General features: G+C 69.4%; 24 protein-coding genes, 2 tRNA genes and 2 pseudogenes. 7 read left to right on the forward strand and 21 right to left on the reverse strand.

Annotation, left to right across the window (positions count from 1 at the left end):
• The first annotated feature begins 79 nt into the window (after positions 1 to 79).
• Positions 80 to 1609 carry a golvesin C-terminal-like domain-containing protein gene (locus FHR32_RS05930; RefSeq protein WP_184753363.1) on the forward strand — a complete coding sequence of 510 codons (1530 nt, stop codon included), beginning with the start codon at positions 80 to 82 and terminating at the stop codon, positions 1607 to 1609.
• An 82-nt stretch (positions 1610 to 1691) separates the two neighbouring features.
• Here FHR32_RS05930 and FHR32_RS05935 read toward each other — a convergent pair.
• From FHR32_RS05935 to FHR32_RS05945, 3 genes and pseudogenes are all read right to left on the reverse strand, one after another.
• A pseudogene (locus FHR32_RS05935) lies at positions 1692 to 2003 on the reverse strand (STAS domain-containing protein); the annotation flags it as partial.
• 44 nt (positions 2004 to 2047) lie between these two features.
• Positions 2048 to 3967: an APC family permease gene (locus FHR32_RS05940; protein WP_184753365.1), complete on the reverse strand. Its 1920-nt coding sequence runs from the start codon at positions 3965 to 3967 to the stop codon at positions 2048 to 2050.
• Positions 3968 to 4177: 210 nt separating this feature from the next.
• Positions 4178 to 7036 carry a glycosyl hydrolase gene (locus tag FHR32_RS05945; RefSeq protein ID WP_312882048.1) on the reverse strand — a complete coding sequence of 953 codons (2859 nt, stop codon included), beginning with the start codon at positions 7034 to 7036 and terminating at the stop codon, positions 4178 to 4180.
• Between the two features lie 539 nt (positions 7037 to 7575).
• Here FHR32_RS05945 and FHR32_RS05950 point away from each other — a divergent pair.
• A complete protein-coding gene (locus FHR32_RS05950; protein WP_184753367.1) occupies positions 7576 to 8511 on the forward strand; it encodes a DUF6528 family protein in 936 nt (311 codons plus the stop codon).
• Positions 8512 to 8670: 159 nt separating this feature from the next.
• Positions 8671 to 9024: a hypothetical protein gene (locus FHR32_RS05955; protein ID WP_184753368.1), complete on the forward strand. Its 354-nt coding sequence runs from the start codon at positions 8671 to 8673 to the stop codon at positions 9022 to 9024.
• 267 nt (positions 9025 to 9291) lie between these two features.
• Here the strand turns inward: FHR32_RS05955 and FHR32_RS05960 are convergent.
• Positions 9292 to 9365 (reverse strand) — tRNA-Lys (locus FHR32_RS05960).
• Between the two features lie 151 nt (positions 9366 to 9516).
• Positions 9517 to 10113, reverse strand: a complete 597-nt coding sequence (locus FHR32_RS05965) for a nucleotidyltransferase family protein (RefSeq protein ID WP_184753369.1) — start codon at positions 10111 to 10113, stop codon at positions 9517 to 9519.
• 108 nt (positions 10114 to 10221) lie between these two features.
• Here FHR32_RS05965 and FHR32_RS05970 point away from each other — a divergent pair, with 108 nt between their 5' ends.
• Both FHR32_RS05970 and FHR32_RS05975 read left to right on the forward strand, forming a co-directional pair.
• On the forward strand, positions 10222 to 10740 hold the full coding sequence (locus FHR32_RS05970) for a DUF6328 family protein (RefSeq protein ID WP_312882049.1): 519 nt from the start codon (positions 10222 to 10224) through the stop codon (positions 10738 to 10740).
• A gap of 22 nt (positions 10741 to 10762) precedes the next feature.
• Positions 10763 to 10912 carry a GPGG-motif small membrane protein gene (locus tag FHR32_RS05975; RefSeq protein WP_184719841.1) on the forward strand — a complete coding sequence of 50 codons (150 nt, stop codon included), beginning with the start codon at positions 10763 to 10765 and terminating at the stop codon, positions 10910 to 10912.
• A gap of 202 nt (positions 10913 to 11114) precedes the next feature.
• On the opposite strand, the gene FHR32_RS05980 is transcribed toward FHR32_RS05975, so the two are convergent.
• From FHR32_RS05980 to FHR32_RS06010, 7 genes are all read right to left on the reverse strand, one after another.
• Positions 11115 to 11828, reverse strand: a complete 714-nt coding sequence (locus FHR32_RS05980) for a metallophosphoesterase family protein (RefSeq protein WP_312882050.1) — start codon at positions 11826 to 11828, stop codon at positions 11115 to 11117.
• Positions 11825 to 12070, reverse strand: coding sequence for a BON domain-containing protein (locus FHR32_RS05985; RefSeq protein ID WP_184753371.1), 246 nt, complete (start codon positions 12068 to 12070; stop codon positions 11825 to 11827). The genes FHR32_RS05980 and FHR32_RS05985 overlap by 4 nt, the downstream gene beginning before the upstream one ends.
• Positions 12071 to 12197: 127 nt before the next feature.
• Complete coding sequence (locus FHR32_RS05990; RefSeq protein ID WP_246466007.1) at positions 12198 to 12488, reverse strand: zinc ribbon domain-containing protein; 291 nt, start codon at positions 12486 to 12488, stop codon at positions 12198 to 12200.
• A gap of 153 nt (positions 12489 to 12641) precedes the next feature.
• On the reverse strand, positions 12642 to 13232 hold the full coding sequence (locus FHR32_RS05995; protein WP_184753372.1) for a DUF305 domain-containing protein: 591 nt from the start codon (positions 13230 to 13232) through the stop codon (positions 12642 to 12644).
• A 62-nt stretch (positions 13233 to 13294) separates the two neighbouring features.
• Entirely contained in the window at positions 13295 to 14149 is an 855-nt protein-coding gene (locus FHR32_RS06000; RefSeq protein ID WP_221465280.1) for a lytic polysaccharide monooxygenase auxiliary activity family 9 protein, read from the reverse strand.
• Between the two features lie 294 nt (positions 14150 to 14443).
• On the reverse strand, positions 14444 to 14809 hold the full coding sequence (locus FHR32_RS06005) for a hypothetical protein (RefSeq protein WP_246466008.1): 366 nt from the start codon (positions 14807 to 14809) through the stop codon (positions 14444 to 14446).
• Between the two features lie 164 nt (positions 14810 to 14973).
• A complete protein-coding gene (locus tag FHR32_RS06010; RefSeq protein WP_184753375.1) occupies positions 14974 to 15882 on the reverse strand; it encodes an NADP-dependent oxidoreductase in 909 nt (302 codons plus the stop codon).
• Positions 15883 to 16179: 297 nt separating this feature from the next.
• Here FHR32_RS06010 and FHR32_RS45775 point away from each other — a divergent pair, with 297 nt between their 5' ends.
• Positions 16180 to 16311, forward strand: a complete 132-nt coding sequence (locus FHR32_RS45775) for a hypothetical protein (RefSeq protein ID WP_281390839.1) — start codon at positions 16180 to 16182, stop codon at positions 16309 to 16311.
• 23 nt (positions 16312 to 16334) lie between these two features.
• Here the strand turns inward: FHR32_RS45775 and FHR32_RS42855 are convergent.
• Positions 16335 to 16568: pseudogene (locus tag FHR32_RS42855) on the reverse strand (PQQ-dependent sugar dehydrogenase); the annotation flags it as partial.
• On the opposite strand from FHR32_RS42855, the gene FHR32_RS47160 reads away from it, so the two are divergent.
• Positions 16477 to 16725, forward strand: coding sequence for a hypothetical protein (locus FHR32_RS47160; protein WP_376773270.1), 249 nt, complete (start codon positions 16477 to 16479; stop codon positions 16723 to 16725). The pseudogene FHR32_RS42855 and the gene FHR32_RS47160 sit on opposite strands and share 92 nt — an antisense overlap.
• A gap of 103 nt (positions 16726 to 16828) precedes the next feature.
• On the opposite strand, the gene FHR32_RS06020 is transcribed toward FHR32_RS47160, so the two are convergent.
• The 8 genes from FHR32_RS06020 to FHR32_RS06055 all read right to left on the reverse strand — a co-directional run bounded on the left by FHR32_RS06020 (position 16829) and on the right by FHR32_RS06055 (position 24112).
• Positions 16829 to 18580 (reverse strand): discoidin domain-containing protein, encoded by a 1752-nt coding sequence (locus tag FHR32_RS06020; RefSeq protein WP_184753376.1) that lies wholly within the window; start codon positions 18578 to 18580, stop codon positions 16829 to 16831.
• 199 nt (positions 18581 to 18779) lie between these two features.
• Positions 18780 to 19793 carry a cytochrome d ubiquinol oxidase subunit II gene (locus FHR32_RS06025; protein WP_184753377.1) on the reverse strand — a complete coding sequence of 338 codons (1014 nt, stop codon included), beginning with the start codon at positions 19791 to 19793 and terminating at the stop codon, positions 18780 to 18782.
• Between the two features lie 4 nt (positions 19794 to 19797).
• Positions 19798 to 21171 carry a cytochrome ubiquinol oxidase subunit I gene (locus FHR32_RS06030; protein WP_312882051.1) on the reverse strand — a complete coding sequence of 458 codons (1374 nt, stop codon included), beginning with the start codon at positions 21169 to 21171 and terminating at the stop codon, positions 19798 to 19800.
• A gap of 319 nt (positions 21172 to 21490) precedes the next feature.
• Positions 21491 to 21567, reverse strand: a tRNA-Lys gene (locus FHR32_RS06035).
• Between the two features lie 534 nt (positions 21568 to 22101).
• Positions 22102 to 22245 (reverse strand): hypothetical protein, encoded by a 144-nt coding sequence (locus FHR32_RS06040; RefSeq protein WP_184753378.1) that lies wholly within the window; start codon positions 22243 to 22245, stop codon positions 22102 to 22104.
• 29 nt (positions 22246 to 22274) lie between these two features.
• Positions 22275 to 22673 (reverse strand): OsmC family protein, encoded by a 399-nt coding sequence (locus FHR32_RS06045; protein WP_184753379.1) that lies wholly within the window; start codon positions 22671 to 22673, stop codon positions 22275 to 22277.
• A gap of 59 nt (positions 22674 to 22732) precedes the next feature.
• The gene (locus FHR32_RS06050; protein ID WP_184753380.1) at positions 22733 to 23008 is read right to left on the reverse strand and encodes a hypothetical protein; all 276 of its coding nucleotides are present in this window, start codon (positions 23006 to 23008) and stop codon (positions 22733 to 22735) included.
• Between the two features lie 54 nt (positions 23009 to 23062).
• The gene (locus FHR32_RS06055) at positions 23063 to 24112 is read right to left on the reverse strand and encodes an NADP-dependent oxidoreductase (RefSeq protein WP_184753381.1); all 1050 of its coding nucleotides are present in this window, start codon (positions 24110 to 24112) and stop codon (positions 23063 to 23065) included.
• Positions 24113 to 24156: the final 44 nt, after the last annotated feature.

Raw genomic sequence — 24156 nt, forward strand, 5'->3', positions numbered from 1 at the left:
TCGGTGGATTTCATTACTTACCGTGTCAAATCTCCGGGCTTTCCGATCACCGGGAGGCTTCCCCCCTGGAGGAGGATCCATGGTTTCTGTCCAGGTCCGCCGGTCGTACCGCCTCGCGGTCGCGTCCGCCGGCCTGCTCGCCGTCATGCTGGGCACGCTCAGCACGCCGGCGAGCGCCGATCCGGCCGAACCACTGGCCGACGCCTTCACCGGCTCGGCCGCGACCTACGAGGTGCCCCGCGACCTGCTCGTCGCGGTCGGCTACGCCGAGACCCATCTCGACGGGCACAAGGGCGAGCCGAGCGCGAGCGGCGGCTACGGGGTGATGCACCTCGTCAGCAACCCCACCGTCCACGCCCTGGAGCAGGCCGCCAAACTGACCGCCCAGCCGGTGGAGACGCTCAAGACCGACGACGCGGCCAACATCGCGGGCGGCGCCGCGGTGCTGCGCGCCTACGCCGACGAGCTCGGGCTGGACGCCACTGCCCGGAAAGACGCCGGCAAGTGGTACTCGGCCGTGGCCAGGTACGGCAACGCCTCCTCCCCCGAGGTGGCCCGGCTGTACGCCGACACCGTCTACGACCTGCTCGCCAAGGGCGTCAAGGCGGCGACCCCCAGCGGCGCCGTGACCGTCGCACCGCAGGCCGTGACACCCGACCGAGGCGCCTACGCCAAGGCCGCCGACCTGAACGCGCCCAGCCTGGCGGCGGCCGTGGACTACCCCGCAGCCCACTGGGTGGCCGCCAGCTCGTCCAACTACACCGTCTCCAACCGGCCCACCAGCAACGCGATCGACCGCATCGTCATCCACGTGACCCAGGGCTCCTACGCCGGCACCATCTCCTGGTTCCAGAACCCCGCCGCCCAGGTCTCCGCGCACTACGTGGTCCGCTCCTCCGACGGCGACATCACCCAGATGGTCCGCGAGAAGGACCGGGCCTGGCACGCCCGCGACTGGAACAGCCGCTCCGTCGGCATCGAGCACGAGGGCTACGTCGACAACGCCTCCTGGTTCACCGACGCGATGTACCGCGCCTCGGCCGCGCTGACCCGCAACATCGCCGACCGCTACGGCATCCCCAAGGACCGCGCCCACATCGTCGGGCACGTCGAGGTGCCGGGCAACGACCACACCGACCCGGGGCCCAACTGGAACTGGACCACGTACATGCAGTACGTCACCGGCGGCACGCCCCCCACCTGGTCCACCATCGTCGACAACAGCACGGCGGGGAAGTTCACCGCCAGCGCCAACTGGGGCACCTCGACCTACTCCACCCAGCGCTACGGCGCCGACTACCGGTTCGCCGACCCGGTGAGCCTCAGTGACACCGCCTGGTACCGGGCCACCATCCCCAGCGCGGGCACCTACCGGGTCGAGGCCTGGTATCCGGCCCTCTCCGGCTACAACAGCGCCGCGCCGTACATCGTCGCCACCTCCAGCGGCAACACGACGGTCTACGTCGACCAGCGCACCGGCGGCGGGAGCTGGCGCAGCCTCGGCACCTTCACGCTGAACGCCGGGGACTACAACGTCGTCGGCGTGAGCCGGTGGACGTCCGGCACGGGACTCGTCATCGCCGACGCCGTCCGCATCAGCCGTCTCTGACGGCGGGCAGCACCGCGCTCCACAGGGAACGCCTCCGGCGGACGTCCGCCGGAGGCGTTCTCCGTGTGGGGGCCGGGCCCCCTCAGGAGAGCTGAGGGCCCTCCTGAGAGGCGTACTTCAGCGCGCCGACCACATCGGGGTCGATGGAGAAGAAACTGTAGAGATCGGTCATGCGCAGGAGCCGCTCGAAGTGGCCTCGCACGCCCGCCGGCCGCAGCCAGCCGCCCGTGTCGAAGAGCATGGTCATCGCGCCGAGGAACGTCCGCAGGCCGTTGGAGTCGCAGAAGGTCACTCCCCCGACGTCGAGCACGATCTGGATGTGCCCGTCGTCGACCAGCCCGCGGATGCTCTCTCGGAGGAGCGGGCTGGAGTTGCGGTCGATGTCGCCCATGACGGTGACGACCGCGCGTCATGAGTCATGGCGCCGGATCTCCCAGGTCAGCCGACGTGGACCAGGGGGCGACGGTGCCCGTCGGGCTCGGCCTGGCGGAGGACCTCCCTGGTGAGCGGGGGGACGTCCCCTCCGCCGAAGACCAGGTAGCGCAGGAGCGCCCCGACGGGGTTGCCCTCGGCCCAGTGGAAGTAGACGTTCGGCAGCTTTCCGGTCTCGTCGCGCAGGTGGAGGAGGATGGCCGCGATCGCGTTGGGGACGGTGGCGCTCTCCACCCGAAGGATGCGGAAGCCGTACCGTTCCTCGCCGATAACCCGGAGCTCGGAGGTGAACTCCGACGCGTCGGGGACCGTCACCTCAAGGAATATCAGCCCCTCGGCACGGCGGAGCCGGTGGCGCTCCCACGCCTCCCGGGCCTTGTCGACATACTCCTTGCAGTCACGCTCGTGCGGCTCGTTGGCGATCAGGTGGATCTCGGCGGCCTCGTTGATGTATCTGCGGGCCTCGTCGTTCATGGTGATGTGGGTGACCCGCAGCTCGGTCGAGCGGGTGGCCCGGGAGACCAGCGAGGTGATGACGATCGCCAGGACGAAGAAGAGCGCGATCACCAGGCCGTCGGGGCGCTCGATGATGTTGGCCACCGTCGCGTAGGCGAAGATCAGCGTGACGATCCCGAACGGGACGGCGACCTTGATCCGGCCGTGCTTCAGCGCGGACAGCGTGACGGCGACCGCGGCCGACAGGATGAGCGCCAGCACGCCGGTGGCATAGGCGCCGCCCTGCGACTCGACGTCCGCGCCGAAGAAGAGCGTGATCGCGAAGGAGACGAGCGTGAAGACCAGCACCATCGGCCGGGCGGCGCGCGACCAGTCCGGGGCCATGCCGTACCGGGGCAGGTAGCGCGGCACGATGTTGAGCAGGCCCGCGAGCGCGGAGGCTCCGGCGAACCACAGGATGGCGATCGTGCTGACGTCGTAGACGGTGCCGAACCAGTCGCCGAGGTAGCCGTGGGCCAGGTAGGCCAGCGCACGCCCGTTGGCCTTTCCGCCCTCCTCGAACTCCGCCGCCGGGATCAGCAGGGTGGTGGCGAAGCTGGAGGTGATCAGGAAGACGCTCATGATGAGGGCGGCCGTGGTCAGCAGCTTCTTCGCGCCCTTGATCCGCTCCGGCAGCTCGCCCCTGACCAGCGGCATCACTGCCACGCCGGTCTCGAACCCGGACAGGCCCAGAGCGAGCTTGGGCATCACATACAGGGAGACGGCGACCATCGCGATCGGGCTGGAGTGCTCGGCGGTGAGCGCCGTCCGCCAGTTCGTGATCACTCCGGGGTCGGCGGCGACATGCTGTACGGCCACGGCCAGCACGACCACGTTGAGGAGCAGGTAGACCACGACCAGCACGACCGCGATGGAGATCGCCTCGCTGAACCCGACGAGGAACACCCCGCCGAGCAGGGCGATCAGCACCAGGGTGACCGGCACCTGCCAGCTCTGCCAGGCGGTGGGGAGGAACGGGTTGTGCAGGATGTGGGCGGTGGCGTCGGCCGCCGACAGGGTGATCGTCACGATGAAGGCGGTGGCGACGAACCCGAGCAGGAAGAGCACCAGCAGCTTGCCGCGCCAGCCGGGCAGGAGGCTCTCCAGCATCGACAGCGAGCCCAGTCCGTTCGGGCTCTCCCGGGCGACCGCGCGATAGGTCGGCAGCGCGCCGAACATCGTCAGGGCGACGAGCAGCAGGGTGGCGACGGGGCTGAGGGTCCCGGCCGCGAGGGCGGCGATGCCGGGCTGGTAACCGAGGGTGGAGAAGTAGTCGACGCCGGTGAGGCACATGACCTGCCACCAGGCGTGCTGTCTGTGCGGGGTCTCCTCCTGGTGCGGTCCCGGCGTTTTGAGGTCCGGCCGGTGCAGGCCGTCCAGCAACCATTTGCGGATACCGGATCCGGTATCCGCCGAGGTCGACGTGGTCAACCTGGTCTCCCCTGCGCTCGAAAAACGTAAATAACCGTAAAGACCAGAGGAACACTACCCAAGCCGGTCGATGAGTCACCGGCCAGCCGCCCTTCTCCGCGCTTCCCCCGGGAAGCGCGGAGAACATCCGCCCGCGGGCACGCGAAAGTGGCCGGGATCATCGTTCCCGGCCACCTCCGTGTGGCGATGGATCGGTCGGATCCCGGCAGGTCAGCTGAACGGCAGCCGCACCAGGGACCGGTCACCGATGCCGAGGGTGGCGGTGCCGTTGCCGATGGCGTTCCAGACCTCCACCTTCACCCGGCCGCCGGACAGGTTGCCGTATGTCCCGGACGAGGACTGCAGTCCGGCCGCCTCGGTGTAGTGCTCCCATCCGGCCACCGGATCGGTGGCGAAGTAGTAGTAGGTCTCCACCCGGTCCCAGCTTCCGTCGCCGGTCAGGTCGTAGGAGATCCGGGCCTGGGTGCCGTTGGCGACCGTGGTGCCCGCGTCCAGGAAGAGGTCGAAGGCACCTGTCCCGCCGTTGTGGGTGGCGGTCAGGCCGGTCGCCGTGAAGACCTGCGCGTTCACCGGCGTGCCGTCGTGGTTGCCGTTGGCCGCGGCCAGTACGGCGGTGCCCGCCGTACCCGGGGCGCCCGGCAGCGTCCCACCCGGCTGGAGGTAGCGCGTCGCGGCGAAGGGACCTGTGGTGGGCGTCGGGGTCGGGGTCGGGGTCGGGGTGACGGTCGGGGTGGGGGTGGGGGTGGGGTTGACGCCGCCGCCGGCGTTGCCCCCGCTCCAGGTGAGGGCGCCCGAGGCGGCCGTCTTGCCCGCCGGCACGTTGAGCGTGGTGCCGTTGGAGAAGGTCACGGTGATCGCGGCGCCGGTGATGTTGGACGCCACGTAGGTGCGGGCGCCGTTCTTGCTGAACACCTTGGCCAGCGGGTGGTTGGCGGTGACGGAGGTGTCCACCGTGCCCAGCGCCGCCAGGTTGCGGATCCAGTGGAAGGTGTGCGCCCTGCTCTCCCCCTCCTCCGGGGTGAAGCCGCCCGCCGCCCGGAGGTTGGCCAGCGCGGTGTCACCGTTGCCCAGGGCGAGGAACTCCCAGAGGATGTCCTGCCACACCGTGGGTGGCCCGCCGTTGTTCCTGGTCAGCTCGTTGTAGTTGGTGGTCACGTAGGCCGGGTTGTCACCCAGGTAGAAGTGGCCTCCGGTGACCGGGAGCATGTTGATGCCCTGGATCATCTCGGGCTCGCCGCTGAACCAGGTGGCGTAGGCGGCGCCGTCGCCCCAGACCATGCCGACCGTGCTGTGCCCGAAGGCCGCGGGGAAGTTCTGGTCGCGGACGTCGAACCAGTACTCCTGGATCGCCGCCGCCTGGGTCGTGTAGATGTAGATGCCCGCGTCGCGGACGGCGGTGTTCCCGGTGGCCTGGCCCCACTGGATGAGGGCGTTGGCGAAGTTCATGCCCTCCGACGAGGACTCCTGGTTGTTGCCCGCGCCGAACGCCCCGTGGCCCGACGCCCAGTCGTGGCCGGCGTAGATGTCGAAGTCGCGCAGGTAGGGGAAGCGCGTGTCGGCGCGGTCGTAGTTGTTGGCGTCGCGGATCAACAGGTCGACCATGCCGCCGTACTGGCCCGCCTTCGCCCAGTTCGGATCGTACTTGGCCAGGGTCGCCGCGGCCGCGACGTAGTAGCCGTAGTGGAAGTGGTGGTCGTTGAGCTCCTGGTCCGAGCCGTAGGAGGCGGGATAGCCGATCAGCGTGCCCCAGGTGGGGTTGAGGTAGAAGACGCGGGAGGTCTTGCCCGGCGAGGCGGTGAACCAGTCGTTGAGACGGGCGCGGATGGCGTTCAGCGCCGAATCTCGGACCGAGGTGAGGTTGAGCTGGTCGGCGATCTCCGCGATCCGGGCGGCGCGGCCCAGCCCCTTGCCGGTCCAGTAGGTGTCGTCGCCCCGGTTGTCCATGGGGTTGGCCAGCTCGGCGTTGAGCTGGCCGGTGACCGTGGCGAGGTCGGCGCCGGAGCTGTCGGCGACCGCGGGCACCTCGGGCAGCACGCCGCTGTACTTCATCGATGTCGTGAACTGCGTCCCGGTGACGATCTTCATCTGGCCACGCGCGGAGGTGTAGGTCTGCGCGAGCGGGGTGGAGCCGGTCAGATGGGTCCACTGGTGCGGGTAGAGCGCGATGACCGTGCCGGTCGCGCTGCCCTGCCGGGCGGTGGTGGTGAAGGCGTACGTCGTGCTCAGCGTGCTGCTGCCCGGGTTGTAGGAGTAGGAGACCCGGGTGCCGGTGACGTGCGCGTGCGCGTACTGCCCGTAGGTGCTCGCCAGTGCGGCCCGGTCGCCGCCGGCCGGGAGCACCGCCACCGAGAAGAAGCCCTTGCCCGCCAGGGACGAGCTGATCGTCGTCCCGCCGACCGTCCAGGTCGCGCCCGTCGGGGCATAGGCGACGTAGTCGTGGCCGCCCGCGGTGAAGCCGATGGTGGCACCGCTGTTGGACCAGACCGCCGGGGTGCCCGAGGTGGTGATCTGCGCGTCCCCGCCGGTGATCTGGAAGTAGCCGAACGGCAGGCCGTGGCCGATGGTGGCCTTCATGGTCCGGCCGCCGTCGCTCCAGTACGGCGTGACGGTCCAGTCACTCCAGCCGTCGACCTTGACGTCGGGTGAGTTCAGGCCGGCGACGCCGACCAGGATGTCCTGGACGTAGGGGTAGTGGTACTCCCCGACACCGGTCGCCGTGCCGCTGATCGCGGGGGTGGTGTTGTAGGAGAAGCCGAGGCCGGTGCCGAAGGTGTCGTAGGAGATCGGGTGGGCGTGGAGCGGCTCGCCGTACGCGCAGTCGGTCTTCTTGTACAGGATCGACGACCACCAGTCGTTGGTCGGGACGGCTCCTGAGGGCGCGTTGGCGGTCACCCACTGGCGCGGGTTGGTGGAGACGGAGCCGCAGCCGGTCGGCAGCGAGCGGCCGGCGGGGAGCGTGTCGGCGTAGCTGCCGGCGCCGACCGTGGCCGCCTCGGCGGAGCGGACCAGACCGGAGCCGAACAGGCCGGCCACCAGGGCGACGGCCATGCCGACGGCGAGGGCACGCACGCGGGAACGGTGGGCGGGCCGTCTTTCACGGGGCTGCGGACTGCCCGGACCTGTGGTCCGGATCATGGGATCCATGGGGGTGCCTCCAGGGGAGGAGTGTGCGGATCTGCGGCGAACCGATTGAGAGAGCGCTCTCTTGACGTGAAAGTAACAGCCCCAGTCACGAACATCAATGTTTCACGTCGGTAACAAAAAGGTAAATGATCGAGGCTGAGGCGAGAGAGGATTCCCCTGAAAATCAGGCTTTTTTGTCACAGGAGTACCATGATCGCTATACGGGAGCGCTCCACCCTGGCGAGATGCGCCATCTGCGGCAGGAAATGAGAGCGCTCTCTCTATCGAACACGGCTTATCGTCCGCCTTCCGGGCGGGGGGAGTCGCGACCGCCGGACGGCCCGGCCGCCGGGACGCCCGGGGCCCGTCGTCGACGGGTCCGCCCGTTGCACGGCGGCGGCCGACGCGCCCTGCTATAAAACTCTCCGTAATCACGTCCGCACGGAACGACCACCACGCCCCGACCTCCGAAAGGGGATCCCCCGATGGGAATCCTGGCCGGCCTGATGGCCACGGTCATGGCCGGCGCGTCGACGGGCCCGGCCGGCGCACGGCCCGCGGCGGCGATCGTGATCACAGAGCAGGCCGGTCACCGGATCCTGATCCTGGACGCCGACCCGGCCACCTGGGAGCAGGCACGCATCACCTGGGAGTGGCAGCCCTCGCGCGACAACGGCTTCGGAGACCTGGTGGCCGGATGGGGCGACCCCGACGAGGCCCGGCTGAGAAACCGGCAGGGCCGCTCCTACCTGCTGACGACCGCCTCGGCCGGGCTGGCGGCCATGGTGCCCTATCCGGCCGGACACGGCGGCTGGGGTGTCGACGTGGGCCCGGAGGACAACCCCCACAGCATCGACCTGCTCCCCGACGGCAACGTCGCCGTGGTCGCCAGCAAGGGCGGCTGGCTGCGGCTCTACACCGCCTCCGCCGGCCCCCGCGCGGCCTCCTACGCGCAGGTCCCGCTCCCCGGCGGGCACGGCGTCGTATGGGACGAGGGCTCCCGGCTGCTGTGGGCCCTGGGCAGCACACAGCTCATCGCCCTGCGCGTCGGCGGCACCCCCACCCAGCCGACGCTCACCGTGGTCGCGCAGACCCCTCTGCCCAGCCGGGGCGGTCACGACCTGCAGCCCGTCGCGGGCCGGCCCGGACACCTGTGGGTCACCACCGCCAGGCACCTCTACCAGTACTCCATCGCCCGCCGCGCCTTCCTGAGCGACTATCCCGGCGCGGACCTGATGGACGTGCCGGGCATCAAGAGCATCGACGACCAGCCGTCCGGCTCCCTCGTCGTCTCGGCCAGGCAGCGGGGCAACCTCTGCCCGGACTGCACCGACACCATCGCCCTCGTCGCCCCCGCCGGTTCACTCACCCTGCACGGGTCCCAGATCTACAAGGCGCGCTGGTGGTACGCCCCCGCCTGACAGCCCGGCGGTTCTCCGCCGCACCGGACGGCGGGACGGAGCACGGACGCCCCGTCCGGCACATCTCACCGGGCGGTGACAACAACAGGCCTGGACACTCTGAGTAGTTGGATGTTTACTTTCAGTGAACATCCCCGCATCCCCGTCCCAGGAGACATCATGCGGAACAAGAGGCTCACGACCATCGCCCTGGCCGCCCTCATCGGCTGCACGGGCCTGACGACGCTGGCCACCACCTCCGCCTCGGCCTCGGCCCCCCAGGCGTCCGACTTCACCGGCTACCAGATCGTGAAGCTGCCCAACGCCAACGTCCCCAACTTCACCCGGCGCACGGTCAGATGCCCCAGCGGCAAGAAGGCGGTCGGCGGCGGCGCCGAGGCCCAGGGCAACGACGCGATCCTGGTCGGCTCCTTCCCCACCGACGACGGCGCCGGCTGGATCGGCCTCGGCCGCCAGAACGGCTACAACGACGTCGGCATCAGCGTCTACGTGATCTGCGCCAACGTCAGCTAGCCCCTCCGCCCCGACCGGGCCCGACGGGGCCCGGTCAGGGATTACTCCGTTTCCCCGGCTTTCACGACGACGAGCGGCTACACGAGGGAGGAGCATCACGGACGTGACGGCGGATGATGGGCGCGGAGGTGCTGCTGACAGCCGTCATCGGGATCGTGCTCGGCACGGCATCCACGCGAGCCGCCCATGGCTCATCCGTCCCTCTCCGACGTGGCCGGCAACGCGGGAAGCCCGGGCCGATGACATCGGCCCGGGCTTCCCGTCAGGTGCGCCGCCAGGGACTCGAACCCCGGACCCGCTGATTAAGAGTCAGCTGCTCTAACCAACTGAGCTAGCGGCGCTTGACCACGACAACACTACCGGACCCGGGACGGTGGTCCGTCCATGAGACGACATATGACGATAACTTCGCGGCAAGGGGGCCGTGGCCGAGGCGTCACGGATGAACGGTCGGCCATGCCGTACGCGGTGGGCGTCCGGGGCCTCGGACGCTCAGGGCCAGGACGGATCGCCCACCGGCTTGACGGGGCCGGGAATCACGCCCAGGCGCTCCAGCAGGGTCAGGAAGGTGAAGGCGTACGGCGAGTCCTGCACGACGGCGGCGACCCGCTCCCAGTCGACCTGCTCACGCAGCGCCCGCACCTGGGGCAGCAGCGAGCCGTAGTCGCAGCTGTGCTCCGAGAGCGGGAGCAGCCACGAGACGACCAGGTCGGTGGCCTCCAGCACGGGCACGATCACAGCGGACGCCCTCATGGGCTCGGCCCGCTCCAGCAACGCCGGGGTGACGGGATGGTCGCAGATCGAGAAGATCAGGTCCACCAGCCTGCCCTCGTCGTAGGCCTTGACCAGCCAGTCCTCCGGAGGTTTGGCCGTCTGGAAGCCGAGTTCACGCAGTGCCGCGAGAGCGGTCGGCACGTCCTCCTGCGGGAGGACGAAGTCCACGTCGTGCAGCGAGGGCGCTGCGCCGCGCGCGTAGGCGGCGCAGCCTCCCGCGAGCGCGAACCTGACATCCGCGTCCTTCAGCCCGCTGCTCGCCCGCTTCAGCGTTTCCAGGATCGCGTCGGTTACCTCATGGCTGTGGCTTCCCATGACCTCCGCTTACCCTCCAGATTCCCAGGTAGGCATAGCAGACCGAGCCTCGGGTAAGTGAGGCTCACGATTCACTGGAAACAGGCATAAATACCATTGGAGTTTGGTGTGCCCCACAACGAGGACAGAACGGAGGGGGCCGGCGCGGAAAAGCAGGCGGAGCCCGGTGAGACCCACAAGGAACGGGTGGACCGTGAGCTCGGCGAGCTGCTCCAGGGACTGCGGGTCGCCGTCACCGGCGTTCAGGTCCTGTTCGCCTTCCTGCTGACCCTGCCGTTCGCGGCCGGCTTCCACAAGGTGGATCCCCTCGGTCGATGGCTTTTCTTCATCGCACTGCTGAGCGCCGCGCTGGCCTCCATCTGCTTCATCACCCCCGCCGCCCAGCACCGCCTGCTGTTCCGGACCGGGCTGAAGGAGAAGATGCTGCGCCGCGCCAACAAGCTCGGCGTCGCCGGAGCCATCGGGCTTGCGGTCGCGATGACCAGCTCGGTGGCTCTCGTGGCGGAGACGGCCATCAACGCGTGGCCGGCCGCGATCTTCGGCGGCGTGATTGCGCTGGCCAGCGGGTGGCTCTGGATCCTGCAGCCCATTGTCGATCTATATAAGGCCAAGGATGTTAAGTCTTGAATCGTGAGGGCAGGGGCCACTTATGGCTACCTTGCTCTGGATCATCGCAGTCGTTCTCGTCATCTCCGGGATCTACGTCATCCTGGCCCGTCGCGACCTCCTCTGGGGGATCGTCCTGATCGTTCTCGGCTTCCTCGTCGGCCCCGGGGGTGTGAGCATCTTCAATGTCTGACGCGGGCCGATGACCCGCAGAAAGCACCACCAGAATTCGCACCGAATTTCAAGTAGCCCCGAATCACCACCAGAAGCCTCAGCGGGCCGGGTTATCACCCGGCCTGCTTCTTCATTGTTCTCACGCATTCGCGATTATGTGCTTCCCCGTGGTGATAACCGGATGACCTCAACGGCACGCCGGCGCCGCTGGCCGGCCCGGACTAAAGGCAGTACACCCCGTAGGCCCGTCCCAGCACCGGCAGCGCCACATTGCGCACCCTGATGCCCCCGGGCGTCACGCCTTTCTCCGTTCCCGCGTGCGCATGGCCATGGACGATCAGATCGGCCCCCTCCGCGTCCACCACCTCGGCCAGCAGATAGCTGCCCAGGAAGGGGTAGATCTCCAGCGGCTCGCCGTGCAGGGTGTCCTTGACCGGCGAGTAGTGCGACAGCACGACCCTCCGGTCGGCCTGCAGTTCCTTGAGCGCCACCCGCCAGCGGTCGGCGATCCGCTTGGTGTGCCCGACGAACGCCTTGATCTCGGGCTCGCCGAAGTCGCTCGCGCACTTGCCCGCGTACCCCCCGCCGAAGCCCTTTCCGCCGGCCACGCCGAGCCGTACCCCGTCGATGTCGAGCACGGTCGCGTCGTCGTGCAGGACCGTGATCCCGGCGCCGGACAGCAGGGCTGCGATCTCCGCGGGCAGGTCGGAGTGGTGGTCGTGGTTGCCGAGCACGGCGACCACCGGGATCGGCAGGCCGCGGAACTCGTCCGCCACCACCCGCCCCTCCTCCAGCGTGCCGTGCCGGGTCAGGTCTCCGGCCAGCAGCAGCACGTCGGCGTGCTCCTCGACACCGTCCAGTCGTTCGCGGTAGCGCCCCCTGAGACTCTCGTCCAGGTGCACGTCTCCGACCGCCGCGATCCGCACCTCTCTCACAGCCTCTCCTCCCTTCCCGGCCCTCTGACCTCCATGACGGTGATCTCGTTGCGGACCGTCAGGCCGGGAGCGGCCTCGCCCGCCACGTCGGCGATCAGCGCACGGCGCTCGTCTCCGCTCACCTGGCCGCGGAGGAAGAGTTGCTCACCCCGGACGTCCACCCGGATGCCGAGTTCGTTGGTCCTCTCGTCCTCGGCCAGCGCACGCTGCACGCGCGCGGCGACGTATTGCGGAGCCTCCATCGTTGAACTCCTCCCGCTCAAAACGATCGTGTTCCCGAGAAACCCGAGGTCAAACGCGTTTAAAGCGTCTGCGGAGGGAAGGAGACTCCATCGGATGCCTAAGACGCAGGCACGGTGCTGCCGCATGTCACATCACGGAGCCGTGCGCGGTGTGCCCGCATGCCGTACAGGCGAACTCGGCTTGGGTGGCGCGGTTCTCCTTCGCGCAGTGCCCGCAGCGCGAGCAGGTGCGGGAGGTGCTGGCGGGGTTCACCGAGATCAGCTCTCGACCGGCGCTTTCAGCCTTGTGCGACAGGATCGTCAGGAACACCCCCCAACCCGCGTCCAGGATGCTTCGGTTCAGGCCCGACTTCGCAGCCGCCCCGTTGGGCAGATACCCGCCCTCACCGTCGGGCCTGGGGGCGGCGCGCTTGGTCATGGGGTTCCCTCCTTCGAGCCAACGCCCCTTTCCTATCCCCACACGGATCTCAAACGTCGCGCTCCGGGGCGGCCGTCGCCATGGGCCCGTTCATGCCCGGGAGAGGCGTCCGGGAGAGGCGTCCGGGAGAGACGTCCGCCTCCCGGTGGCCGGTCACTGGCCCAGCAGTGCCAGCATCTGCTTGATCTGGGCCGCACGTGAGGCCTCGATCCGCGCCGCCAGGGCTTTGACCTCGGGATTCAGTCCGGTGGCCGTCTCCACTCGGGCCATCTGAACGGCATCGTCCTGCTGGGCGATCATCATGTTGAGGAACGTGGTCTCGAAGTCGGCCGGGTCCGCGTCCGCGACCGCGGCGATCTCCGCCCTGCTCACACCCGGCATGCCCCCGTGGGCGGCGTGCTCACCGGCCTCCGCGGTGACGGGCCGGCCCCACCCGGTCAACCGGGCGGTCATCGACGCGGCCTCCGCCTCCTGGGTGGTGGCGATCGCCGCGGCCAGCGTCCTGACCTCCGGACGGACGGGCCTGCCCGGCGCCAGCCGTACCAGCTCCACGCCCTGGCCGTTGTGGGCCGCCATCATCTGCAGGAACATCACGTCGGCGGGGCTGAAGTCCTCGCCCGCGACGCGCCCGGTGGCCACGGCGCCGTGCGCTCCGTGTCCGCCTCCGTGCAGCTCCTGGAGGCTGTGGGCACCGCAGCCGGCAAGGAGGAGGACCCCCAGGACGACCAGGAAAGCGCGCTTCACCGTGGACTCCTTTCCGAGGGGGGCGTGACCGGGACGGCAGCGTCCGCCCCGGTCACGCAGGGTCAGACGCGCTGCCAGAGCGCGGGGACGTTCGGCGGCTCCCAGCCCGGCAGCGCGGTGTGCGGCTGCAGGCACTGGTAGGTCAGACCGCCGTAGGTCACGCGTGCGCCCGCCGCGTAGGCGGTGCCCGCGCTCCAGGTGCCGCCCGGCTGGGTCGAGGTCGGCGTGGGGGTCGGTGTCGGCGTGGGGGTGGGCGTCGGGGTGGGGGTGGGCGTCGGGGTGGTGCCACCGCCGAAGTCCACGTCGGAGCAGGTGTAGAAGGCTTCGGTGCTGCCGACCACGCGCTGCCAGATGGAGTAGATGAGCTGGCGGCCGCTGCGCTGCGGGAGGTTGATCGTCCAGTTGGTGAACGTGGTGGGGTTCTGGTTGTTGAACGTCTGGATGTGCTCCAGGTCCGACCAGCGCAGCGGCTGGGTCGGGTTCCAGCTCTGCTTGGTGATGTAGAACTCGAAGTTGCTGTTCGCGTGGGGTGCGGTCGCGTGATAGGTGATCGTCAGCGGCCCCGGGGAGACGCGTGTGGCGGGCCAGTCGGCTCTGGCGAGGTCGAGCCCGCGATACTTGTCCCGCCCGGCGCTGCACAGCTTGCCGTCGGGGATGATCGCACGGTGGTTGCCGCCCGCCTCAAGCCGGGAGACCTCGTTCCAGTCGTAGAACGCCTGGGTGCCGCCGGCCGCGACGGCCGCCTTGCACGCCGCCGACGTCGGGGCCTCCGGGCCTTCCGTCTTGCAGACGTAGGCGCGGCTGGGTGGGTTCGACATGGTTCCGTGGGCGGCTGCCGGAGCGGACGGCAATAGGACGAGCAGGGAACCGACGGTGAGTGCGGCGGCGCCGGTGGCCACCTTGTGTCGCAGGTGCACGTGGACTCCTCCTGCAGGGGGTGGAGGGAGGGACATGTCCAACGGCCGACGGATAGCGCGTTATTAATAAGAAACCTTACTAAGAATTAGGCCTCCAATGCCATACGTTGCGATACATCCGAAGAAGAATCCCGCACCCTCGGCGTCCGAGTGCCGACGATCATGAGCCGGACGTCTCGACCGGGGTTCACGCGGCTCCCGCCGTGCACCGGCGGGAGGAACGGCCCGGCGGCACCGGCCCCGCCCCCGTGATGGGGCCGGGCCGCCCTCGGCGGGGACGGACCCTCGGTGAGGTCAGTAGAAGGCGTAGCACTCGACTTCTGATCGGCGCCGCGTCAGCCCCTCCTCCACCGAGTGCTGGACACATGCGGCCTCTCGCTTGCTGAGCGTCAGCTCCCCGCACACCGTGACCCCGGAGTACGTCCGGCAGTCCAGGGCGGAGTTCTCCCCGTCGACGCGGTAGGTGTCCCTGACCACGGCCCGGCACTCGCTGCGCAACCGCGCCGAATCGGCGTACCTGCACTGGTTGAGCAGAACCTGGTACTGGTCCCGGCCCACCGGGGTCTTCTTGTTCGACGCCTGTGCCGACATCTCCATGACGACGATTCCCAGAAAGGCGATCACGAGCAGCGCTACCGCGCACATGAGCTTTCTCACCATGGCTCCCCCCGCCATACGGCCCCCTAAAACGGACTTTACAGGGGAAATGTCACTTTTTGTGCTCGTACCACCTACTTATCGTGGTCAAACCTCAGTGTCCACAGCAGTCCGTCCACGACGAGGGTCTCCGTGCGCACAGAGAACGGCTCCGCCGCGCCCACGGCTCAGGCGACGGTCAGAACGACCTTGCCGCGGCCGTGACGGGTCTCGACCTCACGGTGGGCGTCGGCGGCCCGTTCCAGCAGGTAGGTACCGCGGATGTGGAAGGTGAGCCTGCCGTCGGCGTAGAGGTCGGCGAGCTCGGCGAGCCTGGACGCCAGCCGCACCCCCCGAGTCAGCTGGACGCCCAGTCCCTCCGCCCTGTCGTGGTCGACCAGCGTGACGATGCGGTCCCCCTTCACCAGCCGCAGCGACACGTCGAGCGCCTCACCGCCGGCGCCGTCCAGGATCATGTCGACCCCGCCGGGGGCCAGGGCGTGCACGCGCTCCAGCAGGCCCTCGCCGTACGCGACGGGGATCGCGCCGAGCGAGGACAGGTAGCCGTGGTTCTCCTCGCGCGCGGTGCCGATGACCGTCGCCCCCCACAGCCGGGCGAGCTGCACCGCCGCGGTGCCGACCGAGCCGGCGGCGGCGTGGATCAGGACCGTGTCGCCCTCCCCCACCCCGAGCTGCGTCAGGGCGATATGGGCCGTCTGGGCGCCGGCGGTGAAGCCGCCCGCCACCTCCCAGGGCATGTTCGCGGGCTTGGCCGTGACGCTGTCGGCCGGGACCACCACGTATTCGGCGTAGGACCCCAGCAGTTGGAAGCCCAGCACCTCGTCCCCGGCGGAGAACCCGTCCACCCCCTCCCCCACCTGGTCGACGACCCCGGCGAACTCGTTGCCGGGGATGCGGGGCAGATCACCGGCCACCCCGGGCGGGACCCATCCCTCGCGGACGGCCAGGTCGAACGGCTGCACCCCGGCCGCCTTCACCCGCACCCGCACCTGGCCCGCACCGGCCTCGGGGGTCTCGAACTCCATGACCCGCAGCACCTCGGGTCCGCCGAACTCAGAAAAAGCAGCGGCCTTCATCGGAAATCCCTTCACTCGTTTCATCGATCCCCACTGTGCAACCTCAACCAAAATTGAGGTCAACAGGCGCGAAGGGCCGGCGCTCTTCCCGGCGACCGGACCACGACGAGGATCCCCGGCCGGCTGCGCGACCGGGGGTCCTCGTCCGCGGGACCTACCGCTGCGGGCCTGCGGGATCTACCTGCCGTAGACCTCCGTTTCCCATAGGGAGTAGCCCCAGACGGTGGCACGCTGGGTGCCGTACACCCGCACGTGACGGGCGCTCACCGCCGGGAAGTTGCCGGCCGTCTTCGCACCGTGCGCGGCGGTCTTGTCGAACAGGGCGACGCCCTGGGCGGTGGTGTAGTGCTCGGCCTGCCGGCTCTTCGGCTGGGTGACGTGCTGGGTGTGGGTGGTGAGACCGCCGCCGTGCAGTACGGCCAGCCGTAGAAACCCGGCCCGGTGATCCGGTCGAACTCGACCTGGCCACCCGGCCCCCGGGGACCGGCCGCACCCGCGTCGGGGCCGTAGTCGCCGAGGTAGACCACGCCGGTCGCCTTGTCGACGCTCATCCGGAACGGGTTGCGGAAGCCCATCGCGTAGATCTCCGGGCGGGTGCCCGCCGTTCCCTGGGGGAACATGTTCCCGGCCGGGATCGAGTACGACCCGTCGGCGTTGACCTTGATCCGGAGCAGCTTGCCGCGCAGGTCGTCGGTGTTGGCGGCGCCCCGCTGCGCGTCGAGCGTGCCGTCGGTGTTCAGCCTGAAGCGCGACAGCCGGTTGACGCCGTCTAAGCGGGCGATGTCGGCCGCGGTGCCGTCGAGCGGGGTGTTGCCCGGAGGGGTGGACAGCGGCGGCGCGTAGTAGAGGCCATGGCGGAGTTCCAGGTCTCAGCGGGGGGTGTCAGATCCTGCGGGGAAGGCGGGCCGGTGGCCCGGGGTGCGGGCCCCGGGCCACCGGCCGGACGTCACTGGTAGACGCGTACGTAGTCGACGAGCATCTTCTGGGGGAAGACCGAGGTGGCGTCCGGCGGACCCGGCCAGTCACCGCCCACGGCGTTGTTCAGGATGACGAAGAACGGATGGTCGAAGACCCACGGGCCGCGGGTGGCCTCCAGCTGGGCGCGGTCGACCTGGTGGATGAGGTTGCCGTCGACGGTGAACCGCATGCCCTTGCTGTTCCAGTCGACGGCGAACACATGGAAGGCGTCGGCGAAGTCGCCTGCGATCGTGTACGGCGAGCCGAACCCGCCGGCGCCGAAGTACGCCGGGGCGTGGATGGTGGAGTAGACCTTGTTCGGCTCCTTGCCGATGTGCTCCATGATGTCGATCTCACCCACGTACGGCCAGGGCCTTCCCTGGTCGAAGAAGTCGGCGCCGAGCATCCAGAACGCCGGCCACAGGCCCTTGGTGCCCGACACCTTGATCCGCGCCTCGACCCGGCCGTAGGTGAAGCTGAACTTGCCGTAGGTGTTGATCCGGGAGGAGGTGTACTGGCAGGTGGTGCTGCCGCCGCTCAGCGGGTCGGGAGGGCAGGCGGAGCCCGGCGTGACCTGCCTGCGGGCCTCCATGACGAGGTTGCCGCCGCCGTCCATGGTGGCGTTGTCGTTGTTGGTGTAGTACTGCAGCTCGTTGTTGACGCCCGGACCGGTCTCGGGCTTCCACTTGGCCGCGTCGGGTCTGGTGCCGGCCGCTCCGTTGAACTCGTCGCTCCAGACGAGCCTCGGCGGGTCGGCGGGGTCGGGCGGGAGCGGGGGCGGCGTTATCGGGGCGCCTCCGGTGCCGTAGACCTGGAACTCCCACAGCGAGTAGCCGTACGGGGTGGCCCGCTGCGTGCCGTACATCCGGACGTACCGGCCGGTCCCGCTGACGTTGAGGGTCTGCTTGAAGCCGGTGCCGGTCGTGGTGGAGTAGATCGAGGTCCAGTTGGCCGCGTCGGGTGAGACCTGGATCTGGAACGACTTGGCGTAGGCCGGGTCCCACTGCAGCACGACCTGCTTGATCTGCGCGGTCGCGCCGAGGTCGACGGAGATCCAGCCCGGGTCCACCCAGCCGGTGGTGGAGCTGGTCGCCCAGCGGGAGGCGGGGTCGCGGTCGAACGCCCTCGCCGGGATGCAGTTCTGGCAGTTCTGGTCGCTCTGCGAGGACGAGGCGGTACCCGGTCTGCCGTACGAGAGCAGCTTGTCGCCGCCCGGAACGGTCGGGGTGGGCGTGGGCGACGGGCCGCCGAGGGTGCCGTAGACCTGGAACTCCCACAGGGAGTAGCCGTACTGGGTGGAGCGCTGCGTGCCGTACATCCGGACGTACCGGCCGGAACCGCTGACGTTCAGGGTCTGCGTGCCGCCCGTTCCGGTGGTGGTGGAGTAGATCGAGGTCCAGTTGGCCGCGTCGGGTGAGACCTGGATCTGGAACGCCTTGCCGTAGGCGGTCTCCCAGTTCAGCGCCACCTGGGTGACGCTGGCGACGGCCCCGAGATCGACCTGGATCCACTGCGGATCGCTGAAGGCGCTGGACCAGCGCGTTCCAGGGTTGCCGTCCACGGCCGCGGACGCGGGGAAGACCGCGTTCTCCGCCGACGACGCCGTGACCGGTCTGCCCTGGGACAGCAGGGTGTCGGCGGCCGTGGCTGCCGGGATGGCGAACAGGGACAGGACGAGGGCGGCCGCCGCGGCGACGAGCAGGACCAGGCGGTGGCGGCCGGGGCTTCGGGACGAGTGCATCGCGTCTCCTCGCGAGGGTGGGGGTGCCGGCTGGCAACAAGCTGGAGAGCGCTCTCTCAAGCAGAGATTGCTCTTGTCGGGCAGGACTGTCAAGGGCTTGGTTAACCTGACGGAAACAGCGCGAATATCGGCGGAAAACCGTCTTCGCACCTCAGGGAGCGCTCTCTTAACAGCCGAAGTCAAGCGGCGGTCAGGGGCGTCAGCCGTGCGCGCCCGGGTCGTGCAGCGAGCGGCGCTGCAGCACGAACAGCCAGGCCATCGACGGCAGCACCAGCAGCGCGCCCACGGCGAGCACGAGGAGCGTGGCGTGGAGGACCGCCGGAACCGCGGCGGCCTCATCGACGGTGAGAGAGGGGTGGAGCATGACCGGATACTGCGCCAGCGGCCATCCCCACACCACCGCGGCGACGGCCAGCGCGGCGGTGACCCGGACGGACAGGTAGTGCCGCCGCCAGAGCAGGACCAGGGAGAGCAGGCCCAGTACGGCTCCGGCGACGACGAGGGCCAGTGCCCGATGGGTGAGGCCGTCGAACAGCCGGGGGGCGTCCCAGCGGATCACGGAGATGCCGCCGAGCGCGACGGCGCCCACCACGAGACCCGTGGCCAGGGCACGGTGCCGGAACCTCCCGGCCAGCTCGGGTGACCCGGCCCGCACCGCGTCGTCGCACAGGTAGACCGCGGCGAGGTAGGCGCACACGGCCACCGCGAGGACCCCGCCGAGCAGCGAGGTCGGGTTGAGCCAGCTCCTCAGGAGGTCTCCGGCCGCCAGCCCCGGAGGGACCCGCCCCGAGGCGACCGCCCCGGCGACCGCGCCCAGGAAGAAGGGCGTCAGGACGGAGGAGGTGGCGAAGGCCGCGCCGAACAGGCGTTGCTGCCACAGTTCCGTGCTGGCCTTACGGAAGGCGAAGGCCGCGCCCCGGGCGATGATGCCGAGCGCCGCCAGCGTCAGCGGGATGTAGAGCGTGGACATCACCGCGGCGAACACCGGCGGGAAACCGGTCCACAGCACGACGATCACGAAGATCAGCCAGACGTGGTTGGCCTCCCACACCGGCCCGATGGAGTGTTCGATGAGGCGCCGCTGGGGCATGCCGGCACGGCTGCGCCCCGCCAGCAGATCCCAGATGCCGCCGCCGAAGTCGGCTCCGGCCAGCAGCGCGTACAGCGTCACGCCCACCCACATCACGACCAGCAGGACCTGCGCCGCGTCCATGGGATCACTCCGGTTCCTGGGGAGCGTACGCCGCCGCCCGGGGAGCGGGCTCCTGCTCCCGGGGAGCGCCCGCCATGCGCCGCAGGACGTAGACGGTGGCGACGGTCAGGAACACGTAGACCAGCGCGACGATGACGGCCCCGGCCCACAGGCCGGGCGCCGGATTGACCGCGTCCAGCGTGCGCAGCCTGCCGTACACCACCCATGGCTGCCGGCCGACCTCCGTCACGATCCAGCCGGTCTCCAGCGCGAGGACCGCGGCCACCCCGGAGAGGGCCGCGAACCTCAGAAACCACCGGGAGCGGGGCAGGTCGCGCCGGCGCCACCACGCGAACGCGTACCAGGCCGCCAGCAGGAACAGGAGGGAGCCCATCCCCACCATCGTGTCGAAGGCCAGATGGACGGGGGTGACCGGTGGACGGTCGGCCACCGGCACCCGGTCGAGCCCCTGGACCACGGTGCTCGGGCTATGGCCCACCAGCAGGGACAGGCCGCTCGGGATCTCGACCGCGTAGCGCAGCCGGCCGTCGGCCACGAATCCGCCCAGGCTGAGCGGCGCGTTCGGTCCGGTGCGGAAGAGCCCCTCCGCCGCGGCGAGCTTGGTCGGCTGGCGCTCCGCCAGGAACTTGGCCGCGTAGTCGCCCAGGAATATCTGGATCGGGGCGAAGACGGCCGCCATCGTGAAAGGGATCATGAATCCCAGACGGTGGTAGCGGTCCCGCCGCCCGCGCAGCATCGCCACGGCGTACACCGAGGCGGTGCCGAACCCGGCGACCATGAACGCCGCCACGATCATGTGCAGCGTCTGCGGCGGCGTGGCCGGGTTGAACATGGCCCGCCACGGGGCCACCTGCGTCACCCTGCCGTTCTCCATCACGAACCCGACCGGCTGGTTCATCCACGCGTTGGCGGTCACCACGAAGAACGCCGAGGCCACCCCGGCGACCAGCACGGGCACCCCGCTCAGCAGATGGACCCGGGGCGGCAGGCGATCCCAGGCGTAGAGGTAGGCGCCGATGAAGATGGCCTCGACGAAGAAGGCGATCCCCTCCAGCGCGAAGGGGAGGCCGATCACCTGACCGTAGGTGCCCATGAGTCCCGGCCAGAGCAGGCCCATCTCGAAGCTGAGAATCGTCCCCGAGACCGCCCCCACCGCGAACAGCACACCCGCCACCTTGGCCCACTGCCGGGCCAGTCGCAGGAGGGCGTCGTCGCCGGTACGGATCGCCCGCCACTCGGCGGACAGCAGCAGTGCGGGCATCCCCACGCCGAAACAGGCCAGCACGATGTGCCAGCCCAGCGAGAGGGCCATCTGCATGCGCGCCGCGGCCAGGTCCGCCGCGCCGGCCGGACCCGCCAGGGCCACGAGCCCCGTCACGGCGGCCGTCTGCTCTTTCCGGGATCTCCCCCGATCCTCATACAGGGCCCCTGCCCTCACCCGACAGTCGACAAACAGCGCCCGCGGCCCACCCGATGAGCTCTCACACCCGCATTGAGCTGCGCGGACACCGGACTTGATCATGTGTCCCCCGCCACGGCCCGGGGCCTTCGGCTCGGCGGCGAGCGGAAACCGCCCGCACGGCGCAGTACGGCTAAGCCTCGACTTCGGCGGCGGACCGCGCGGTCCGCACCGAGACCGGCCGGCCCGCAGGCGGCATACGACGAAGCCCAGGTCGACGATGCGACCTGGGCTTCTGTGGTGCGCCGCCAGGGACTCGAACCCCGGACCCGCTGATTAAGAGTCAGCTGCTCTAACCAACTGAGCTAGCGGCGCTTGCAACAGGGGTAACTGTAGCAGCAGCCCCGGCGGCGGCGCACATCAGTCGGTCGCGCGGTGATCTCACGGAGATGGTCTTCCGGGCCTCCCCGGACACGACGCGGGGCCGGACGGTTCTTCACCTGTCCGGCCCCGGGCCTGTGGATAAGACTCGAGGCCGGGCAGTCCCCCAACTGCCCGACCCCGGCCTCTTCGCGGGCCTGTCCTTCGTCTCCCCCAAGACTCCGGTGGCTCCGCTCAGGGACGCGATCCCCCTCGCGTCCTGTATCCGGTGAAAGTCTCTGCAATGCTCCCCCCGGGCTTCGCAGAACCCCTTGACCTGCCTTAACACTACATAATCAAATGTAACGAGCACGCCATCCACGGGTTGATTTTGCCCCTACACCCAGGCTTGACCCATTATTGCCAGGCCAAGGAGAGGGAAGGCACGGACAAGGCGCCCGGCCCGGGCGAGCCTGCGGTTCTCCCCTGGAGCGGCGATCCTAGGAGGATCGCCTTCGACGCCTGGCGGGATCTCACCCTCGGCGCCGACTACCCCGAAGACGACGGGCCCATGACGGCGGTGAAGCTGCCACGCGGGAATTCGACGCTGACCTGGCGAAGCGCGGCCACCTCGGTGGCGCCTTTGCCATATGTCCTGGTCACTCCGTCAAGGAGGACCGCGTGATCACTCATGATCTTCAGCCTGCCGGAGGAACGCCGCACTACGCCGGCAGTTCGAGCCGGATCTCGCTCTTCTCCCTCAGTGCCCGGCTCACCGTGCAGTATTTGTCCTCCACCCGCTGGGCCACCGCACGGAAGACCTCGGCCGCCTTCTCGTCCCCCTCCGGCAGCTCCACGTCATAGGTGACGGTGATGGGCCCGAGCAGCGTGGGCTCGACCTTCTCGGCCTGGACGGTCATCGCCAGGCGGACCAGCCGGTGGCCACGCTGCGCGGTGAGCGGCTCCACCGTGACGATGTTGCAGCCACCGAGCGCCGCGAGCAGCAGCTCGACGGGGGTGAACATCCCCTGCTCGTCGCTGCCGCCCATGGCGACCTCGGCCCCGCGGTCGTTGCGGGCCACGTACCCGTCGTCGGTCCGTTCGACTCTCACCTGTGCCATGGCGCTCCTCCTGTGACGTTGCCGGTCAGACTACCGAAACGCTCAGAGCGGACAGCGGCCTAGGCTTCGGGATGTTTCGAGAGATAGTCGATGTAGAACGGGCGCAGTGCCTCACCGAGCTGCCCTTCACCGGCGGCTATGGCGTCGCTGAGAAGGGCGGAGACCCTGCTCAGGTCGTTCGTCGTCTCATCCTCGTTCCCGGCGGACGCCTCGGCCGCCGGAATCACCTTGAGCAGTTCCCACAGGAAGGCGAAGTCCCCGTGGTGTACGGCGTAGCGGACCGCACGATCGTGTAGCTTCTGGGCCGACAGCGCCTCAAGTTCATCCGTTCCCAACTAACCCACCTCCTTTCGCCCCTCTTGCCCCCAGATAGTGACGATCATGCACAATCAGTGAACCAACCGGACGACCATCTTGCCGATGTTGGCACCGCGGAGCATGTCGACGAAGGCCTTCGGGGCGTTCTCCAGGCCGTCGACGACGGTCTCCTCGAAGGTGATTTTGCCGTCGCGGAGCCAGGCGCCCACCTCTTCGATCATGTCGGGCATCCGGTCGTAGTGGTCACCCACGAGGAACCCGCGCAGGGTGAGCCTCTTGCCGACGGCCAGAAAGAGGTTGCTCGGCCCGGGGACCGGCTCGGCGGCGTTGTAGACGGAGATCGCCCCGCACATCGCGGTTCTGCCGTACGGCCTGAACGCGTCGAGGGCCGCCTCCAGGTGGTCGCCGCCGACGTTGTCGAAGTAGACGTCGATCCCGTCGGGCGCCACCTGGGCGAGCTGTTTACGGACCGAGGCCGTCTTGTAGTTGAAGGCGGCGTCGAAGCCGAGCTTGCCGGTCAGGTATGCGATCTTCTCCTGCGAGCCGGCGCTGCCCACGACCCGTGAGGCGCCCTTCCGCCGGGCGATCTGCCCGACCAGGCTGCCCACCGCGCCGGCCGCGCCGGAGACGAACACCGCGTCACCCTCCTTGAACGCGGCGATGTCGAGCAGGCCCACATAGGCGGTGAGTCCGGGCATGCCGAGCACGCCGAGGTAGGCCGAGATCGGGACCCCGAGGATCTCCTCGATCTTGCGGGCCTGGCGGGCGTCCATGACGGCGTACTCCCGCCAGCCGTACCCGTGCAGGACGAGATCACCGGCGGCGAGGCCGGGCGCGCGCGACTCGACGACCTGGCCGATCGCACCGCCGTCGAGAGCCTTGCCGACCTCGAAGGGCGGCATGTACGACTCGCCCTCGTTCATCCGTCCCCGCATGTACGGATCGACGCTCATATAGAGGTTGCGGACGAGGATCCGGCCTTCGGCGGGAGCGGGCAGCTCCACCTCGGCCGGCTCGAAGTTCTCCTCCGTCGGCCATCCCGAAGGCCGCGAGGCGAGCCGGATCTCCCGCGACACCGTACGGCCGGTGGATCCGGGATGGTTGGACGTGTCATCGGACATGGCGAAGCTCCCTAAGCAGCACACTCTCTCTCTGGGAGCCATTC

The organism is Streptosporangium album (assembly GCF_014203795.1).
GTDB lineage: Bacteria > Actinomycetota > Actinomycetes > Streptosporangiales > Streptosporangiaceae > Streptosporangium > Streptosporangium album.

Bases quoted from the DNA above. Each gene is read 5' to 3' on its own strand.
- FHR32_RS06045 (WP_184753379.1), bottom strand. From the start codon at position 22,673: ATGGCACAGGTGAGAGTCGAACGGACCGACGACGGGTACGTGGCCCGC.
- FHR32_RS06020 (WP_184753376.1), bottom strand. From the start codon at position 18,580: ATGCACTCGTCCCGAAGCCCCGGCCGCCACCGCCTGGTCCTGCTCGTC.
- FHR32_RS05975 (WP_184719841.1), top strand. From the start codon at position 10,763: ATGGCTACCTTGCTCTGGATCATCGCAGTCGTTCTCGTCATCTCCGGG.
- FHR32_RS06010 (WP_184753375.1), bottom strand. From the start codon at position 15,882: ATGAAGGCCGCTGCTTTTTCTGAGTTCGGCGGACCCGAGGTGCTGCGG.
- FHR32_RS05965 (WP_184753369.1), bottom strand. From the start codon at position 10,113: ATGGGAAGCCACAGCCATGAGGTAACCGACGCGATCCTGGAAACGCTG.
- FHR32_RS05930 (WP_184753363.1), top strand. From the start codon at position 80: ATGGTTTCTGTCCAGGTCCGCCGGTCGTACCGCCTCGCGGTCGCGTCC.
- FHR32_RS05950 (WP_184753367.1), top strand. From the start codon at position 7,576: ATGGGAATCCTGGCCGGCCTGATGGCCACGGTCATGGCCGGCGCGTCG.
- FHR32_RS06040 (WP_184753378.1), bottom strand. From the start codon at position 22,245: ATGAGTGATCACGCGGTCCTCCTTGACGGAGTGACCAGGACATATGGC.
- FHR32_RS06005 (WP_246466008.1), bottom strand. From the start codon at position 14,809: ATGGTGAGAAAGCTCATGTGCGCGGTAGCGCTGCTCGTGATCGCCTTT.
- FHR32_RS06025 (WP_184753377.1), bottom strand. From the start codon at position 19,793: ATGGACGCGGCGCAGGTCCTGCTGGTCGTGATGTGGGTGGGCGTGACG.
- FHR32_RS06055 (WP_184753381.1), bottom strand. From the start codon at position 24,112: ATGTCCGATGACACGTCCAACCATCCCGGATCCACCGGCCGTACGGTG.
- FHR32_RS05990 (WP_246466007.1), bottom strand. From the start codon at position 12,488: ATGACCAAGCGCGCCGCCCCCAGGCCCGACGGTGAGGGCGGGTATCTG.
- FHR32_RS05985 (WP_184753371.1), bottom strand. From the start codon at position 12,070: ATGGAGGCTCCGCAATACGTCGCCGCGCGCGTGCAGCGTGCGCTGGCC.
- FHR32_RS05955 (WP_184753368.1), top strand. From the start codon at position 8,671: ATGCGGAACAAGAGGCTCACGACCATCGCCCTGGCCGCCCTCATCGGC.